15 protein-coding genes are annotated in these 18,978 nt (G+C 42.6%); 1 reads left to right on the top strand and 14 read right to left on the bottom strand.

All coding sequences use genetic code 11. The features are described from left to right. Positions 1–91: 91 nt before the first annotated feature. The 5 genes from xerS to A5868_RS16030 all read right to left on the bottom strand — a co-directional run bounded on the left by xerS (position 92) and on the right by A5868_RS16030 (position 5,948). Positions 92–1,234 (bottom strand): tyrosine recombinase XerS, encoded by a 1,143-nt coding sequence (gene xerS, locus A5868_RS16050; protein WP_086304809.1) that lies wholly within the window; start codon positions 1,232–1,234, stop codon positions 92–94. Positions 1,235–2,290: 1,056 nt separating this feature from the next. Then, a complete protein-coding gene (locus A5868_RS16045) occupies positions 2,291–2,872 on the bottom strand; it encodes a hypothetical protein (protein WP_176281334.1) in 582 nt (193 codons plus the stop codon). Positions 2,873–3,109: 237 nt separating this feature from the next. Next, positions 3,110–3,526 (bottom strand): DUF3788 family protein, encoded by a 417-nt coding sequence (locus tag A5868_RS16040; protein WP_086304808.1) that lies wholly within the window; start codon positions 3,524–3,526, stop codon positions 3,110–3,112. Positions 3,527–3,577: 51 nt separating this feature from the next. Continuing rightward, positions 3,578–4,471, bottom strand: a complete 894-nt coding sequence (locus tag A5868_RS16035) for a helix-turn-helix transcriptional regulator (protein WP_086304806.1) — start codon at positions 4,469–4,471, stop codon at positions 3,578–3,580. Positions 4,472–4,574: 103 nt separating this feature from the next. After that, entirely contained in the window at positions 4,575–5,948 is a 1,374-nt protein-coding gene (locus A5868_RS16030; protein ID WP_086304804.1) for a M24 family metallopeptidase, read from the bottom strand. Positions 5,949–6,133: 185 nt separating this feature from the next. On the opposite strand from A5868_RS16030, the gene A5868_RS16025 reads away from it, so the two are divergent. Continuing rightward, positions 6,134–7,684, top strand: a complete 1,551-nt coding sequence (locus A5868_RS16025) for a helix-turn-helix domain-containing protein (protein ID WP_010779283.1) — start codon at positions 6,134–6,136, stop codon at positions 7,682–7,684. Positions 7,685–7,730: 46 nt separating this feature from the next. On the opposite strand, the gene A5868_RS16020 is transcribed toward A5868_RS16025, so the two are convergent. The 9 genes from A5868_RS16020 to A5868_RS15980 all read right to left on the bottom strand — a co-directional run bounded on the left by A5868_RS16020 (position 7,731) and on the right by A5868_RS15980 (position 18,650). Next, positions 7,731–8,609 (bottom strand): class F sortase, encoded by an 879-nt coding sequence (locus tag A5868_RS16020; protein ID WP_086304802.1) that lies wholly within the window; start codon positions 8,607–8,609, stop codon positions 7,731–7,733. Between the two features lie 229 nt (positions 8,610–8,838). Then, positions 8,839–10,029 carry a DUF6179 domain-containing protein gene (locus A5868_RS16015; protein WP_086304800.1) on the bottom strand — a complete coding sequence of 397 codons (1,191 nt, stop codon included), beginning with the start codon at positions 10,027–10,029 and terminating at the stop codon, positions 8,839–8,841. 1 nt (position 10,030) lies between these two features. Then, the gene (locus A5868_RS16010; protein ID WP_086304799.1) at positions 10,031–10,456 is read right to left on the bottom strand and encodes a DUF6323 family protein; all 426 of its coding nucleotides are present in this window, start codon (positions 10,454–10,456) and stop codon (positions 10,031–10,033) included. A gap of 398 nt (positions 10,457–10,854) precedes the next feature. Beyond that, the gene (locus A5868_RS16005) at positions 10,855–11,895 is read right to left on the bottom strand and encodes a peptidylprolyl isomerase (RefSeq protein WP_086304798.1); all 1,041 of its coding nucleotides are present in this window, start codon (positions 11,893–11,895) and stop codon (positions 10,855–10,857) included. A 142-nt stretch (positions 11,896–12,037) separates the two neighbouring features. Beyond that, complete coding sequence (locus A5868_RS16000) at positions 12,038–12,568, bottom strand: ClbS/DfsB family four-helix bundle protein (RefSeq protein ID WP_086304797.1); 531 nt, start codon at positions 12,566–12,568, stop codon at positions 12,038–12,040. Between the two features lie 131 nt (positions 12,569–12,699). After that, on the bottom strand, positions 12,700–14,448 hold the full coding sequence (cydC, locus tag A5868_RS15995) for a thiol reductant ABC exporter subunit CydC (RefSeq protein ID WP_086304795.1): 1,749 nt from the start codon (positions 14,446–14,448) through the stop codon (positions 12,700–12,702). Next, positions 14,445–16,157 (bottom strand): thiol reductant ABC exporter subunit CydD, encoded by a 1,713-nt coding sequence (gene cydD, locus A5868_RS15990; protein WP_086304793.1) that lies wholly within the window; start codon positions 16,155–16,157, stop codon positions 14,445–14,447. The genes cydC and cydD overlap by 4 nt, the downstream gene beginning before the upstream one ends. Before the next feature lie 41 nt (positions 16,158–16,198). Further along, positions 16,199–17,242: a cytochrome d ubiquinol oxidase subunit II gene (cydB, locus tag A5868_RS15985; RefSeq protein WP_010779291.1), complete on the bottom strand. Its 1,044-nt coding sequence runs from the start codon at positions 17,240–17,242 to the stop codon at positions 16,199–16,201. Then, positions 17,235–18,650 (bottom strand): cytochrome ubiquinol oxidase subunit I, encoded by a 1,416-nt coding sequence (locus A5868_RS15980; protein ID WP_010779292.1) that lies wholly within the window; start codon positions 18,648–18,650, stop codon positions 17,235–17,237. Before A5868_RS15980 ends, cydB begins: the two co-directional genes overlap by 8 nt. Between the last annotated feature and the right edge of the window lie 328 nt (positions 18,651–18,978).

Below are 18,978 nucleotides of genomic sequence, written 5' to 3'. Positions count from 1 at the left end.
AACAGGTTTATTTTCCGCTCTATAAAAAAACAACGTCCAATCTGCATTATGAGATTGGACGTTGTTTTTTAATTCAAATTTCTATCAGAGTCTACGTCCAAAGATCATTGATCACCGACCGCTTTTCTTTTTTGACGATGTGGGTGTAGATTTCTGTCGCGGAGGTGCCGCTTTGTCCGAGAATCTCGCTGACGGTTTTCAAATTTTTGGTTTTTCTGAAGGCCATCGTGCCGACGCTGTGGCGCAGCTTATGGGGAGTGGTGCGTTTTCCAAATGCGGTGGAGTATTTGTCGATCATTTTTTCGATAGAACCACCCTCCATTCGTTTAGCCACATTTTTGTGCTTGGTCAGAAACAGGGCGGCCACCGAATCGTCAGCATTGTATAGTGCCTTCCGCTGATCGATGTATTCTTGAATATAATCGATAAAAATGGGTGAGATCATCGCGTGGTCAAGCGTATCGCCTTTTCGCTGTACTTGAATGTACAGACCGTCATAATTAAGATCATGGACATTGGTGTTTACCAATTCGGATAACCGAATGCCCGAACCAAGAAAGAGGGCTAAGATCGCCGTGTCTCGAACACGATTTTTTTCATAGGCGGTCTTGGCTTGACGAGAGGTCAACGTAGTGCCGTAGCCGCTATAAACATAATCTACAAAATCAATCGCATCCGAATCTAAATACAGCATTTTTTCGATTTTATCCTTCCGCACGGCATCTGATGCGTCGACGCCGCCATTTTCGATATTCACCATGATATTTCTACGCAACATCGGCCGTATCACGTAATCCCCAAGCTGCTCGTCAAATTCTTCAATTTCTTCATTTGCGAGATATTTAAAAAGGGAACGAAGTGCGGTGATGCTACGCTGAACAGTAACTTTTAGGCGATGTGTGTTTCGTTCAGTCAAGGGGGCTTGTGCCAAATCTTTTTCGGCTCTGCCTTCGAAGGTTCGCTTAGGGGACTGATTCAAAAAGGACTTATATAAAACGATATTGTCTTTGTTTAGTCTTTCAAAATCTTCCAACCGAATCGTTGAGATATCAGCAACTTGAATAATCGTTTCAGAAGAGAGCCAAGTCAAAAACCGGCGATATTCCTTGGCATATTCGTACAACGTATTGGTAGAACGGGGGATGGCTTCTAAGTATAATAAATATTTTTGAATAAAGTCGGGGAGTTTTTCAAATTCTTTTTCATAACGCTCTTTTAGTAATTCGCGACTCATGTCATACAGTCCTTTCAGTTAGAGTAGGAGAGAAGTGGTGATCTCTCTATCTTTATGATAATAGGTATATACCAATTCGTCAAGAATAAAATAACAATTATATAAAAGGGTAGAGGTGTCTTTTTTTTATAAGGATTACTGAAAAATGGTTCTTTTTGTAATGCTTAACAGGTGTTTTAACAAGGTATAAATAACTAGAAATATAAATGTGCAGAGGAGGTAAATATAAAAAAAGAAAATTCTTGTTCGTGCTAGATAAATGTTTGATGAATCTGAAACTAAATTAAAGGAACAAATTTGAATCCATCTGTTAACAAAAAACTTTGAGATCACTGATTTTACAGCACTTTTCAAACCATCAGCGGATTATATCAAGCATAATTGTTCCGAAATCCGTAGAACAAACGCGTCAGTGAGAACTTACGGGATCCATGTGACGAATAGATTTAGCTATAAAAATCAGACTTTTTACCTTACAAATGAGTTCTAAAAATCATGCTTTCGGGAAAATACATATTGTTACGAAACCTTGATTGCTTAATAAACGCCTTCCTCAACAAATAGATTGCTAAAGATCCTTCATTGACGACTTACTTCGCATGTTTTGATAAAAGTGATCCATGACGCTTGAAGTGTTCCATTAATATGGCTCCATTGTATATGCGTGCTAAAACATCCTTTATGGACCGTTCGTTGCACAATGATCCGTATTAAATGAATCGTTTTTGACTTGATGATATTCTTTTTGATTTACTGCCGACCATTGGTTCTGTACAATGACGACTTAACGATCGTAAAGTTTTATCACGATTTTCTTTTCAATCGTAAATAATTTCGTGGTTTTTCTTTTCATTTGTAAAGTTTTGTTTCTATAGACGTATGATTTGCTGCGACTCGTGTAGATACTTAACTAACAGCTCTGACGTTTTTCCTCTTCTATGGTTTGAGAAAAACTAACATTATTCTCAAACCATAAAATATCTTTATTCCTCTCTTACGTCCTGAATCATTAAATAAAAAAACTTTCCGACCACGAACATCGAAAAGTTTTTTATTTTAATACGTCAATTTCTGAACTCTTTGAGCTTTAGTGAGTTGTTCACTTTCTGCATCAATCGTGTAGTTAGCGCCATATTCCAAATCAAGCGCATCAAACGAGCCAATCTGGATTGCAGGAATCTCATTCTCTCTTAGAACGATCGATAAATGGCACAAGATGGACCCGCTCTCGAAAAGAAAGCCGATGTTCTCTGCCTTGTTCGCATAGATGAACCGCAGCAGTTCGATGCTGGTCTTTTTACAGGCAAAAATAAGATTCTCGCCGTCGTTTGGTTTGTTTTCTTCATTGAAGGCATTATGAAAATGAAGATCGAAAGACTCCTCGTCAGTTAAATCCACGTAAAGTAGCTTACCCGTTCGTTTTCCATGAGATAAAATGCCTTGAGAAATATCTTTAGAGGTTAATTCTGGCAAATCCTCAGAGTTTTTAACAAGATCAATCAAATAAGGTTTGGGGGTATCGTTGATTTCCAATAGTCCGAATTCGATCAAAGCCTCCTGCTCCTGTAAAAATGTGTCAAACTCTTTTAGAATACGCAGAATCTCCTCTTCGGTTAAACAATTCTTTTGATTAGACATCGGTTCAACCCTTCCAATAGATATTCCAAATGTCCGTTATGCAGGATTTGAAACCTTCCGTGGATAATTCCAAGTTTATCTGTCATTTTTTTCTCCAATACAAAAATATATATGTTTAATTAATGATACCATGCCGTTCATAAAAAATACGCCGTTTTTTAATGCTGCCCGCGGGGTAAAAAAACAAAAAATCATCGTGCAGCATCCGCAAGAACCTTAGATGCCATACGATGATGATTAGTTGATCGATTGTTTAAAATTCACCAAGTCAACAGCCGTCTGTAAACTGGCTTCATCTTGGATAGGAACCAAAACGGCAGTTAGTTTTCCCGATTGGTCAATGGTGGCGCCGTGAGTCTCCAGTCTTTGGAATAGCGTATCCGCCACAAGCTGCGGCCAAATGCGCGCTCCGAAAAAGACGCTCACCTTGACTCCCGTCTCCCAGACAGAGATCCAGCCAAGATTTTTCTTCTTGAGAAGGATTTTGCTCAACCAATTATGACCGTCCTTATAGTAGTGCCATTCCTCCTGATAAGAAAAGTCATGGAGCGCTTCAAGAAGCTGCTGGTAAAGCGCCAGATGCTCGGCTGACAAGTGATTCGCTAAATGTTCGATCGATGGAAATTCCTCAGGGTCCTTTAAAATAGGTTTCATACAAATGCCTCCTTTTTCTCTAGTCTACCAAGTAAAACCTGAAAACCCATGTCAAGTTTTGTATATATTTCGCAAGTGTTCAATTCGCAGCTTGATTTTTTCACGATAAGCTGCAGGCTTCAAGATTTCTACACGATCCCCAAATGAGAATAAATAGTCCAGAGTAGTCTCATCTTCCGGCAAAAGAACCGTCACTTGCAGGCGCCCGTCTTCTAGGTATGTGACCGCCTTAAATTCCTCCAATACACGATAAGCCGCACTTGCATCAAACAGTAAGGTCAACTCGATTCGCTTTTGCGGCGAAGTGTTTAGCGTTTTAATCACTTTTTTGGGAATTTGTCTGGTAAAAGTTTCGTCTTGAAGCCTCACGTCACGCATACGAGCCACCTTGAACAGGCGCGCCTCGTCTCTCAGACGGCAAAAGGCATAGAGGTACCACGCTTTCTCACGAAAAACAAGCTTCAGAGGCTCCAGCGCTCGATCAGAAAATTCTCCCTTCGCATTTAGATAATGGAAGTGAACGACTTTTTTGGCGATGATGGCATGCTGCAGCGTTTCAAAAAGACCGTTGCGCAGCCCCGTCCAGTCAGAGAAATCAATCTCCAACCAGGGGGTCTCCTTCTTTTCAAATAGGCTATTCATTTTTGACAGCAACGCACGTGATCGTCCACCGTTCGTAAGATTTAGATTTTGTACTGCAAGGAGGATCTCCTGCTGCTCGTCTTCGGAAAAGAGAGCTTTTTCCAGCACATACGTTTCACGGATGAACAAACCGCCGCCTTTTCCTCTAACCGCATAGACAGGAATCCCAGCGGCACTCAACGCATCGATATCCCGATAGATGGTCCGTGGGGTGACCTCAAATTGTTCCGCCAGCTCCGGGGCGGTGGCGGACCCTTTTTCCATTAAAATAAAAAGTATCTGCAACAATCGACTTTCGATCATGACGCGCCCTCCCCTCACTATTCAGGATAGCATGCGGCTCTTTAGAGCGAAAGAAAAAATAGAAAAACACTCAAAGAACGGATCTTTGAGTGTCAGAGAGAAATTATCGTGCAGTTAAAGCGTCTTCCTTGTTCAAAAAGAAAGGCCGGTAATAGGCAGTGGCATTGCTCATTGGCAATACTTCTTCGCTTAGCTTGATGCCGATTTCTTCTATTATATAGTGTCTGCGTGCCTGCATACGGGCCCACATTTCAGGATAGGCCTCCTGAATCAACACGCGGAGGCGTTCATCTGCCAGCAGGATACCGCCCTCACAGCTTGCCCCCGAATAGCCGGGAACAGAAGGAATGATATCGAATTGGAACAACATACCGCTTCGGATCGTTTCCTGAGACGCAGGATAGATCGGTGAAGCCAACCATTCTTCATCCGCACAAAGATGACCTGGATTCAGGTGCCAGCCGTAGGTTTCTTTTGGCAGCACTTCTTCGATCTTGTCATACAAAACGGCGCCATTCATGTCCACCGTAATTGCTTCGAGCCACGTTTTGACTGCGTTGTAGTAAGGTTTTGCGACGCGATCCAGATAATCTCTTTCATTTTCCGGCAATTCTTCCGTGTCATGGACAGCGTAACCGCCACGGCTCTGCAGACCGCCTTTATAGCCGACAGTCATGGAAATCCGATCACCAAGCTGAATTTTCTTATTCGTTGGATAAAGGTTCGCTTTTTCAAATCGAGCCCCCGTTGCCATGATCGTTACCACGCTGGGTGTTTGCCCGTAATCATTCAACAATCCGCCAAGCTCCAGCTCACTTTTGCCGATCTCTAGCTGCTCCATGGTTTTTAGCACGCCGTTGCCAGCAAGCATAGCGCCGAATTCGTAATGAGCGACCTCATTTGCATTGTTACTGGTGCGCAGACCGTTTTCGCCAATTAGAATAGATGAGGCATTTGTAAACGTCGCCTTTGGTGCAGCATGTTTCAGGCCATCAACTAAAAAGTACGGCAAATCAAAAAGTGCAGTATTCTCTTCGGAAGAGCTGGTAAACTTCTTCCAGCCAATCAATCCAATTGTGCGAGCCTCTTGCAGCTGTGTTTGTTGCAAAATTTCTGACACAGTCAATGTGGTCTCCATGGGTTGATTTGGCAGAGAAAAATGCGGCATATGAACTGCCTCCGCCGCAATTCGAGCAAGAGGCGCTTTATTTAGATTTTCGTTGCCAAGTACCAGATAAGCGTCTCCGTTTTGATGGACCACGAGCAAGGCTTCCTCAAAACGCGGAACGAAGCCTGTAAAGTATTCAAAATTGCCGCCATGCTCTAAGTCAGCATAGATCGCGACTGCATCGTAATTATTTTCCTGCATTTTTGTCAGCAGCTGCGTTTTGCGCGATGCCATTGTTTCATCGGTCAATTGAACCGGTACGACATTCGTATCTAAATTTGGTGGTGTTACTTTCGCTAATTTAATCACAGTAAATGAACTCCTTTATTTTTTTCTATCATAACATAGCTTTTCATGAGAAAATACGTTGTATAGTTTTCTTTTATAGAATCAACTCACTCTTTTAAAGAATAGATTAATTAAATAGCTCGCTTTTTTTGAAGAAAATCGGTAAAATTATAATGAGAAAAACTATTTGTTTGAAAGGAGTCAATATGAAGCAGCTACTTAACTCCTCTACGTATCGACGAATCCAATTCGTTGAATTTTTAGATCAGCTTCCTTCTTGGTGCGACATCAAAGAAGCAGCAAGAACCGTTGATTGTTCCGTGAAAACGCTATTAACAGACATTGATTTTATCAATGAATTCTGGGGAGACTACATTTACATTGACTATTCAAAATTTCAGGGGGTTCGCCTGAACAACATTACCTCAAATAAGCTAGGGAATGTCTATGGTCAGATCTATCACGAATCATTAGAATTTCAGTTTGTTGAAAAAATGCTTTATGAATCCAATCAGGATGCCGAGTATTGGATCAACGAGCTGTTTATGAGCGAGGCGTCCTTTTATCGTATGGTGAATGCGCTAGAGGATTTTTTGAAGCGTCGAGGACTGACGCTTGAACGCTCCCCTTTTCGGATCACTGGTCCGGACGAACGCTGGGTCCGTTTTTTTTACCAGCAATATTTTACCGAGGCGTATGGTGTCAATCAGTGGCCCTTCACCTTGGATCATGAAGAAACGACGTGCTTCATTATGCGCACCTCGACTGATTTTGATGTGTCGCTAGACGATCGTGAGATACAAGAAGCGGCGTACCTATTCATGGTGACGTTGAATCGGATGCATCAAGGCTTCTATTTGCCGGAGAATGTCTATGTTGAAGAGGACGACACGATTGATAAGGTATTGGATTTCAGCCGTCCCTTTGCGGAACACCTCTTGGCCGATACGGATTTTAGTTTGCCTAAAAAATGGTACAAAGAAGTGAGCCGAACGGTTTTCCATGAATTTTATAATTGGGACAATCCGGAACAGATCGTCCGCATCAATGGGAAGATCGATACGTTTCTAAAAAACTTGTCCCATGCGATCGAATTCCCATTAGATCGTGACGATCGTCGGAAAATCATTCAGGCGATGATGTCTTGGTACGTGGAATACAATTTCTATCCCTACCGACCGAATATGCTGTTTGATAAGCACCAAAAATTTGCGCGGGAAATTCAATTGGTGTATCCTATTTTTTCTGCGTTGGTCAAAATCCATTTAAGGGATATCGAGAAAAAATCTCCGGAGCTTTGGACAGATATTCGTCTAAACAATGTCTTTTTCTTGCTGATGAAGGAGTGGACCCATCTTCCTATCCATCTAGAAAATATGCGCCAAAAAGTTTCCATCATGATCGTGAGTGATTTGGGACGGCGGCATGCAGAGATGCTCCAGGATTTCTTGATCGCCAATTACCATGAGCGGATCTCAGTGGATACCTTCAAAGAACCGGTGATCTCAACCGGTCCTGAGGATTTCGAAGCCTTCGCCAAGTACGACATAGTTTTGAGCAATAATCCTATCAAAGGCTACGAAAATAGTAACGTCTTGATCGTCAACAATTTCTTCTCCGCTTCGGACCGTGACAACCTGTGGAATTTCATCATTGCTGTCCAAAAAAACGAAGCCCGCAGACACCTCAAGGAGCTTGGCAACATCAAAATGAAGACGGCCAAAGAAATTTATTTTTCTCAACAGATCCTCAATTAATCAAGAAAACGACCATTCAACTGAATCAAGTTGAATGGTCGCTTTTTTATTTATTCGCAAACACGATCAGGTTGTAGTCATCGTTGATACACGTTTGCAGTGTGATACGTTCGCCACCGCCTGAGCCAGTGATTTGATCCCAATAATCAGTGCCATCTGCGGCCATGCCATAGTCATCAACGGTTACGATATGTGAGATCGTGTATGTTGTGACGTTGTTGGCACTGTCGGAGACTTCAATTGATTGGCCGTTTCCAAGTGAAAACAGCACATTGAAGATACCAGGATTGTGTCCGATAAAATGTGTATTCGCGCCATCATTCCCCGATTGCACTGAGGCACCGCCCCAAGTGGCTACTTGGTTGTGATTGGCATCAATGATTGCCTGTCCATTGCCTTGTCCCGCATTTGAATAGGAAATGAACTGTCCATTGATTTTCATTTGGTTGGCTTGAATAGAGACAGGTGCAGGCTGTGCAGCATTCGTTGATTCTGCAGGGGTTTCTGACACTTGCTCAGGAACAGCTTCATTCACTGGCGGGGCCGGACGTGTGTTGACTTCAGGAGCTTCTGTTGGTTCGGGTGCCGGCTCTGGTGCATTTTCAGGAGCCGTTTGCGCTTCTTCACTCACTACCGGAACCTCTTCTGTTTCAGCTGGCTGTTCTGCTTCTTCTGATTGAACTGGTACCGCACTGCTATCAGTGATAGCGGGTTCAGCCGCAGCTTCACTGGTAGAACCAGTGGATTCGTTTTCTAATTTGGTTGACGAAGAGGCGGCTTCCGTTGATTTCTTGCTCGACGATTGCACTGCAACTTTTGGTTCAGTTCCATTAGAGGCAGATTCCTGTGACTCCCCTAATACAGAAATCGCGCCAGTCGTTATGAGTAAGGCTGCGATGATAGTAAATTTCAAGTAGGTATTCATTTTCCGTTTCCTCCTATATATAGGCTGTTCTTCTTGCCTTAAAAGTAACGGAAAATAAGCCCTTTCACTGAATCCCGGCTCGTAAAATAACTATTGATATTATATGATGGTTGAAAAAAACGGACAACAGCCCGTTTTCTAGCAATATTTTCATAACTTTCCTTGTTAAAGATAATTCTGGTCGAGCAAAATATTAGGGAAAACATTAATAATTTTGGCGAAACTGTTTTTAACTAAAGTCATAAGAAAATAATTCATATTCTTCTATATCAGAAAAGCGTGCATACCGTTCATCGATTGTCAGCGATTTTAATAAATCTTTTAAAAGTACGTCTAAAGGTCGGTTTGTTGTTAAATCAACGATTTTTAAAGGACTATTCAAATTATTACGATGTACAACAAACAAAATAGAGACTTTTAAAAGATCGTCATCAAGTTCTTTAAAAAGTCTTTTGTGAAAATCAGTTATTTCAAAACTGATGTTGATGTATTCCTCTAAATCTTCTGGTGAAGAAATTGCCGCATTTATTTGCGCTATTTTTTCTTCCTGATCCGCATTAGAACAGGCTTCTATAAGCTGATTAAACCGGTCTGCAGGCATCATAGGAGGCAATTCTAATCGCTTCTTCGTAGAAGTGGTCACTAAAAAGAATGAACCCGCGCTCTCCGTGCCTTCTAAATGACGTGCGTAATCCCGAAAGCGAGAAAAGGCTCTCTGATAATACGTATTTTTTTGAAAAAGAAAATCAAGTGCTGGAAAGCTTGATTGTGTTTTTAATTGATGGAGCGCATAGTGCGCTTCGATCGTATTCAGCAGAAGGGTTTCATTGTCTCTTTTTTCTGCTAATACTTTTCCAACAAATTGTTTAAACACACAGTCAAAAAGATTATTGATGTCCCTTCGATAATCAAACCCTAGCTTTTCTTGATACACGTTTAGTAACTCAACAATTTGTGTCTCAGGAATATACGTGATGAAGAAAACCTCAGCAGCCAAATTTTGCAGATAGCGTTCGTAAAAATCCAAGCCCACAAAATCTAACGGAACAGCTTCCGTCAATTGATAGTCTAAAAATGCGTGATCAACTTCTGTGGCAGCATACTCCATATCGTAATTTGCAAAGAAGTGATCGATCTCAGCGAGACTTTCCTCCAGTGACTCTATTCCAAAAGTTTGGACATTCTTCAAAAGGACTTTGTAAAGGCGCTGCAGTGCATCGAATCGTTTCGCCAGTTGCTTTTTCCCTTGGTCAAAGCGAACAGGCACTGTCCCCTCTCCACCATTTTCCAAGACATATTCGATGGATCGTTGAATCTCTTCCGCTTGCTCGATAGTCATAACAGTGGTTCCGCTAAGTCGCTCTTGAACTTTTTTCAAAAAGAATGGATAGAAGGTTGGATCGCTCAAGTAATTTTTCATTTTATTCCTCCAATGCTGGGAAATCTTCAAAGGAGCCAATCAACCTGTCTAAATCTCCTTGATATTCTCGGTAACGGGCTTCGATCGCTTCACGAATTTCCTCGTCAGTGACAGAGCCAGAATGATAAGCGCGCAAATAATAAAAAATCGATTGACAGGCGGATAAATGGGTCATGTAATCACGTTTATAAAAAAGCGGCTCTAAAGCTAAAAAAGAAGCGAAGTAGTTGGTGTTCCCCCAGCTAAAATCGACTAAATGATGTTCTTCAAAGAGCGCCTTGCGTTCATCAGTGATCGCTGTAAAATCTGCTAGCGACAACTGATACTTTTTATTTCCCCTTTTAAGCCATTGATTGATCTGTAAATTTACGTCGGGTGCTTGTTCAAATAGCGACTGGTTAAATAACGTACTATCAAATCTCTTCATCCCTTCATTCTCCCCTTTCATAGACGTAATAGCACAGGTCAATCGAAAAGGCAATCTTGAAATTTAGTCAAAAATGTGGTATTATAAAGAGAGTTGAGACTGTCTGTTTAAGCCTTTCTTAACTTTTTTTATTGCTTATTTTTTGTATCTAAAAATTTTGAGAAAATAAAAATAACAAAAGGAGCATAGTATGATTCAAGCAACCTTGCTCTATCTTCTCACCGCTGTATTCCTGATATGGGTTTGGAGTCCCGCCGCGCCGTTACGCTTCTTTCTACTTGTACTACTGATTTTTCTCTATTCGGTCACTTCAAAACGACTCCAATCAAAACGGCGAAAATAAGACGGCGTCCATCAATCATTCGTTAATCTACGTCTACAAATAAAAGCAAGCCAGATTAAATCTGACTTGCTTTTTTAAACGTGATGCTTTTTATCCTAATAAGCTCAAACGGCGCATCTTGATCGTCTGTTTCTTGGTTGGCAATCTTTCGGACAACCGATAGACCATCGATGACTTGTCCAAAAACAGTATAACGCCCGTCCAGTTCTGGGAGACCACCGACCGCTTCATAGTGGGAACGAACCTTTTCTGGCAGAGTCATGCGATACAGTTGTTCCTTGTCTGCCTGATTTCGTTCGACAATGAAAAATTGATTGCCATTGGTGTTCGGACCATGATTGCCTAAACAAACCGCGCCATCAAAGTGATATAGACCCTCATCGACTTCATCCTCAAAATACCCGCCGTAAATAGAGTGCTCCTCTTGCCCTGAACCGTCCAGGGCACCACCTTGAATGACAAAATCCTTGATCACTCGAGCAAAGGGGGTATTGTCATAAAACCCTTGTTTAGCTAGTCCACGCCAATTTTTGACGGCTTTTGGTGCATCCTGCCGAAACATTCGGAATGTAATTGTCCCCGCATCTGTTGCTATTTGGCAAAGCTCTTCGTTTGGTCCGACAGCCGACAACTGCATTAGGCGATCATTGGGGTATCTGATTCCTTGATCGGTAGCAATCACCTCTTGGATATACCAGTTCAGCTCCCTCACGCCTAAGCGAGCAATCTTGAGGGAATACGTATACTCCCTTTTTGCGGTCGCCACGCGATAAGACACGATGCCTCGCAAATTGTTGTGGGAATCTCCTTTGACTTTGAATAGACTCGTAAAATGCGCCTCTAAAAAAATAAGTTTTTGCCGTTTTAAGGTGCGAAAGTGTTTAGCTTCCTTGCCTAAAACAAAACGTTCGATTTTTTCTGTATCCCCTTCTGCCAATGCCTGCGTAAATGCTTGCAGCCGTTCAGTGATCTCTGCTTCATCCCAGTGACGAGGAATTAATTGATTGGTCACGGTCTCTGTTTCGATTTTTCGTTTCACAAAAACAGAAAGCGCTCCTAACGCTCCCGCTGTCAAAATAAACTTGGCCTTCTTCATAGCCTGCCTCCTAGCACGCGTTTTTTCTTATTGTAACAGAAAAAACATGAAGTAGTCATTCCGCTAGTGACAGAGGTCTGTATAAAGCGTTTATTTCTAATGCGATATTTATAGCGGTTATTCTCAAACGATGTCCGCTCAGCTACAGCGATTTCTTGAATTTGCGAATTTTCTTCATTGCCCACTCATAATGACTCGCAGTGGCGGACACAAAGTAACTCCCCAACGTACTGCCTCCCACCCACGAAAAGCTGCCCTTTGAGAACAATTCTTCGTTTGAGAACGTATCGGCTAATGCCATCACTTGCTTATGGCTTTCCGTTAAAAGCCGGCGTGCGGTCTCATAACTGGTGGTTTGGTGCTTCTCCCAAAATTCCACGTTCATTGCTCCGTAGTTCTTCCAGTTATAGCCCTCCTTCAAGAACTGCTTCGCCTCCCCTGCTTGATTCGCCGTCACCCAGTTCAACAGCAATTGATGCCATTCGTATAAATGGATCAGCACGTCGCGAAGATTTTTATCCCGCGTCCAATGAGCTTGCTTCTCATTTTCAACATCAAACTGAAACGTACTCATTAATTTTTCCTCTGGAATCGTTTCAAGTAGCGCGTTCATCTTTTCGTACGTGTCAGTCCCTGCTTGAATCAACTCTTTTTTTATTGTCGGTCTTCCCATAATAAACTCCTCCTCGAATCTCTTTGATACACTTATTGTAGACCAACACGTAACGTGGGAGTCAATACTTTTTCTTAGTACCACTGAAACAAAAAAAGCTTCTCCAGTGTAAACCAGAGAAGCCGTTCTTATTAAATGATGCCTTTATCGATTTGTTTTAGCTTTTGATAATGGGCATTGGTTCGTTGCAATTCTTCTGGACTGCCTTTCATCGTCAAGTGTCCATCTTCAATGAAAATGACTTGGTCCATTGCGTCGATCCCCTGCAAATGGTGGGTGATCCAAATCACCGTTTTCTCTTGCAATTCATGGAAAAAGGTATCGATCAGGGCTTGCTCCGTCACTGGATCAAGTCCCACCGTAGGCTCGTCCAACAAAATGATCGGTGCTTCCTGAAGCAAGATTCGTCCAAGCGCCAAGCGTTGGCGTTCTCCGCCAGAAAAGCGTAAGCCGGCTTCATCCACCATTGTTTCTAGTCCTTCCGGTAAACTCTCGACCAATTCCTTCAATCCTACACGCGCTAAAACTTGCCAGAGTGCTTTCTCTGTCGCCGCTTCATTTCCGATGCGCAAATTATTCGCGATCGTTGTATGGAATAGATACGGTGTCTGATGAATCACCCCTAGATAGTTGCTGATGGCATCATCAAATGCATAAGTCTCCTCTCCATTCAGCGTGACCTTTCCTTTTGTTGCCTTCAAATCGCCACGAATCAGATTCGCCAAGGTACTCTTTCCCGACCCACTTCGGCCAAGGATCGCGATCTTTTCACCAGGCTGCAATGTCAGATCAATCCCTGACAGCACTTGCTTGTGACTGTCTGGATAATGATAATGCACCTCATCAATGGTCAATGTCACCGGTCCTGAAACCGTCGGAATCGTCTCAAGATGTTCTTGGATTTCCGGCAGCTCATTCAGATTTTTAATGGAGTCTTGGTAACTATTTGTTTCTTGCGCCGCAGCCGGCAACGGTGCAAACGCATCGATCAATGGAAAGACCGAGAGTACAAAGGCAGCGATCCAATTCGCGGCTCCCCCGTGATTTCCTGGAAATTGCCGACTTGTCCATAGCAGCAACGCAATGGTGATCACACCAAACATCAATTGCAAAATAAAATTGCGTTTTCGTTGAAAGCTTTGAAGCTTGCGCGTGACTTCTCGTAGTGCTTCTTCGGATTTTTCGTGATGGTTCACATAATCCTGCCCCCGTTGACTAAAGATCCAATCCGACACCCCTAACACATTGTCGGTCAAATCGCTGTACAGTTGATTCTTCATTTGCTTTTGCTGCTCTTGCCGTGCACCGTTGATGATCACCGACCATAAAGGCAGTAAAAACACGACGATCCCCAGCAGCAACAGCATTGCCAATGCGAAAAAGGGCGAAAAATACCCGATCCCGATAATAATAAAGACGTACAACAACCAGGCGATGATCGTTGGAAAAATAGTTCGCAGATACAGATTTTGGATATGGTTGATGTCCTCTGAAAGAAGACCCAGAATATCTCCGGTGCGATGGTTCTGTTTAAAGAAAATCGCGTCCTGCTCCAACGAATCGTAAAGCTTCACCCGTAAATTCGACGTCATCTTCAATACCCAATTATGACTGACTAACCGTTCCACGTAGCGAAAGACTGGCCGACCGATCCCAAAAGCCCGTGTCAGCACGATGGGGATATAGATCAGCAAAATATTTTCAGGCAGCGAGGCAGCACGACTGATCAAGAAGCCTGAGTTGAACATCAACGCACCTGCACAGAAAAAAGTGATGAAGCCAAGCGTTAGCGCCAGTATCAACGATTTCTTGTACTGCTTGAAAAAGGGTTTAACCCATTCATCTGTTTTTAATACTTGAAACAAGCCGATTCGATTCATCCTTTTTCACCTCGCAATGCCTGACTCAACCTCATAAACGCGCCATTTTTTTGTTTTAATTCTTCCAAGGTTCCTTGCTCCACCAATTGACCGTGGTCCATTACCAAGAGATAATCCATCTCTGCTAACCAATGCAGTCGATGTGTCGCGAAGAAAACCAAATGATCGTCCATTAACGGCAGCATCCGTTCCTTCAGCTCAACTTCTGTCTCAATGTCTAAGTGGGCAGTTGGCTCATCAAACAGTAGAATTTTTCGTTCTTGATCTAAAAAGGCACGTGCCAAGGCAATTCTCTGTGCTTGTCCACCGCTAAGTGTGCGTGCGCCTTCGCCTAATTTCGTGTCCAATCCCTCCGACAATTCGTTGACCAAGTCCGTTAAGCCTGTTACCTCCACCGCTTTTAAAATCTCGTCATCCGTTGCTTCTGGATGATAAAAGGCAATATTTTCACGAACAGAGCGTTGGAAAATGTACGGATTTTGCGGAATGTAAATCAATTGTTCCTGCCACTGAGGCTGATCAAACGCAGGTAACTCATGATCGTTAAAGCGAATCTGACTTTCATTAGGACGTAAAAACCCGCTCAAGACATTGATCAGTGTTGATTTTCCTGATCCGCTCATGCCGATGATCCCGATTTTTTGATACCCCTTTACCGTAAAGTCTGCTTCTGCACCTAGCTTTTCTTCATAGTCATAGCGCACCTTTACCTGCAGTCGACTTTCTGGGGACCACGTCGGCAGACCGATCGTCACCCCTTTGTTCTCCGGCAGATCTAAAATAGCATTCACAGCATCCATCGCATTCTTCCCGTCCAAGGTCGCGTGGTAATCACTCGAAAAATCACGGATCGGCAAGAAATATTCTGGCGCTAAAATCAGCACCGTCAATGCAGGGAATAAAAGAATGACTTCATTGATTAGACGGAGCCCTAAAAGAACGGCGACTACCGCTACCGAAAGTGTCGTAAAGAAATCCAACGCAAAAGTTGAAAGAATCGCGATCTTCAGGGTATTCATCGTAGCCTGACGGAACCGCTCGCTGGTGGTGTAGATGCTCTTACTGTATTGTTTACTGATGCCAAAGAATTTCAGCGTGTCGATCCCTCGCAGAGAATCAATAAAATGATTCGACAGCACTTGGAACACTTTGTATTGCTTGTCCGCTTTGCTTTGTGCCGCATAACCTAAAATGATCATAAAAATGATGATCAAAGGAAATACCAGCAATAGAACCACGCCCGATTCCCAATCCAACAGAAAAATGGCGACCAGTAAGATCCATGGAATAATCATCATATTCAGCATTTTAGGCAGAATCAAATGAAGGTACTCTTCTACCTGATCGATCCCATCTAACGCTGTTGTGACGACACTCCCGGTCCCTTGTTTTTGCACCACCTGTGGACCTAAGCGGAAAATCTTTTGCAGCAGCTCGCTGCGCAAGTCTTTGGCCTGCTGGTACGCGTATTCTTCTAAAACGTGCTCCCGCAGATACGTCATCACATGCCGCAATGCGAAAGAAACAAAGAACAGCAGCAGCCAATTGATTTGATTGTTTAAGCCTTCCCCGTTCCATAAATGAGTGATCGTCATGGATAGACCATACGCTTGCCCAATTATAAAGATTGCTTGCAGGACAGCAGATCCTGCAAGCAACATCAGAATTTTTTTGATACCGGGAAGTTGTAATAACTTCTTGTCTATCATGAGTAAACTCCTAAATGATTAAATTGAAATGACTCTTTTGATTAATACGAACGACCTTCGCCACTGCTTAGAGCAGTATTAGTGATTTCATGTGGATTCTTGATCCGTTTGCGGAAAATATAGTACGACCAAGCCGTATATGCTAGGACAAATGGCAAGATCGTCAAAGAAATATAGGACATGATCTTCAACGTATACGGGCTAGATGAGGCATTTTGGATCAATAGATCATTGCCAGGGATCGAACTGATCAATAGCCGTGGGAACAATCCGCTGAACAACAATGCGACCAGCACGATCAATGTCAAACCGCTTGTAATAAAGGCGATCATTTCTTTGTTTCTAAAGACAGAAACATTTGCGATCACAGTAAGTACAACGATCAACGCTAGCAAGCCCAACGTCACGGCAAAATTATTTTGGAAGAAATCGGTTTTGATATACATCAATACCGCAAAAGCCACTAATCCAAAATAAAGCACGCCATAAAGCATTTGCGCATAATTCTTCGCGCGGTAACGAATCGGACCTTCTGTACGCAGCGCGATGTAATTCAAGCCGTGTAAGTAGCACAACAATGTCAGCGCTACGCCGCCTACGATCGAATAAAGATTGATGTAGTCTGTAAACGTCGCGGTCATGTTGCCATTCCCATCGATCGGCATCCCTTGAATCATACTGATAAACAAAACACCAAAGAAGAAGGGCACGATAAAGCTGCCAATACTCAATGTCCAATTCCATAGCTGTTTACGCTCTTTTGGCATATGACTGCGGAATTCAAAAGAAACGCCGCGAATGATCAGGCCAAAAAGAATGATAAACAAAATCAAGTAGTAGCCGCTGAAGAGTGACGCATACCAATAAGGGAAAGAAGCGAACATCGCCCCGCCCGCGGTTAACAGCCACACCTCATTGCCGTCCCAAACAGGTCCGATCGTTTCAACGATCTGGTCCTTCTCTCCTTCGTCGTGTGCCAATGATTGCACCGACATCCCGACACCAAAGTCAAAACCTTCAAAGAAGAAAAAGCCTGAAAACAAAATACCGATTAACACGAACCATAATAATTGTAAACTACTCATGTGTGAACGCCCCCTTATCAAAAGGATCAACAGAGCCAGTATCTTCATTCATTTGATCAAGACCAGGTCCTTTGTTCAATTCGCGTCTCACCAAATAGATCATCGTAACCGCTAATCCTGAGAATAATAAGAAGTAAATGATGTTTGAGATCAATAGCGAGGTGACCGACACATTAGGCGACACACTGTCTTCGATCGTAAACAAGCCATAGACAGTCCAAGGATAACGACCCAATTCCGTCACTAGCCAACCCGCTGTATTTGCTAGGAAAGGTGCGAAAGTACAAAGTCCCATCACCCAAAGCATCCAGCGCTTCTCATATAAAATAGGATTTTTCTTGCGGGTAAAGAACAAGCCCATGATGGATACTAACAGCATCAGCATTCCAAAGCCTGCCATGATCCGGAAATTCCAGAACAAGACATTGACTGGTGGGTAATAATTCCGATCCCCGTATTTTTTGACCAATTCTTTGTTGATGGTATCCATCCCTTTAATAGAACCAGAGGGTTTATTATAAGAAAGAATGCTCAACATGTACGGGATCTGTACGCCAAAGACCTGCTTGTGCTCCCGTTCGTTGTCCCAAGCGATCAACGTCCATGCGGCTGGATCCCCAGTATCCTCATAGGTACCTTCCATCGCCGCAAACTTCATTGGCTGACCTTCGATCAAAGCCTTCATTTGCGCGTCGCCCGCGCCTAAAACTAAGACCGAGCCAAACAATGTAATCACTAAACCAATACGCATCGATTTCATGAAAAACTCCCGCATTTTTTGGTCCTTGCGCTTCAATAATTGGAAAGCCGCAAGTCCCGCAGCAATCATTCCGCCCATCGTGATCGCAGCCGCGATGACGTGACCAAATTCATACCACACTTTAGGATTTCCAATCACAGCACCAAAATCAATCATCTCTGCTCGACCGTTACGAAGGGCATAGCCAACTGGATGCTGCATAAAACTATTTGCCGCTAAAATCCAGAAAGCAGATAACATCGAAGCTAGAGTAACTAACCAAATAAAGGTGACATGCATGAGCGGTTTTACCCGATCCCACGTGAAAATCCAGAGTCCCAAGAATGTGGACTCCAAAAAGAAGGCCAATAATGCCTCTACTGCTAATGGCGCGCCAAAAATATCTCCGACGAACCGTGAATAATCTGACCAGTTCATTCCAAATTGAAACTCTTGGATGATCCCGGTCACGACGCCTACCGCAAAACTTAATAGGAAAATGTTTCCCCAAAATTTCGCCAATTCACGGTATTTTTCATTTTTCGTTTTAACAAATAATGTTTCCATAATGGCAACAACTAATACCATCCCAATTGAGAACGGCACGAAAAAAAAGTGAAAAACCGTTGTCATGGCGAACTGAAAACGGGCCAACGTCACTATATCCATTTTAATTCCTCCCCTACTGTTGTGAATAACAAAACTAAAAATAAAATACCCTCTGGAATAACTATAGTCCTTAAGGAATAAATTGCCAAATGTTCAGCTTAAGCGCTTTTTATTGATGAAATTTGAGAAAAGAGGAAAATAACTATTTCAAAGAAAATTTACACAGACTTTTGGTCATAACAAGGCTATGTATTCGTTTTCCTTTTTAAGAATCTCACTAAAAAGCTATTTTTATAGCCAATTTCAGATGAGAAATTTGAGGGACAGGAATAATTCTTATTAAAAGAAAAAAATAAAAAACGATCCCCGTTTCAAGGATCGATTTTGT

It is taken from the genome of Enterococcus sp. 12F9_DIV0723, from assembly GCF_002174375.1.
Taxonomy (GTDB): Bacteria; Bacillota; Bacilli; order Lactobacillales; family Enterococcaceae; genus Enterococcus_A; species Enterococcus_A gilvus.
This window is presented reverse-complemented; position numbering and strand designations above follow the sequence as displayed.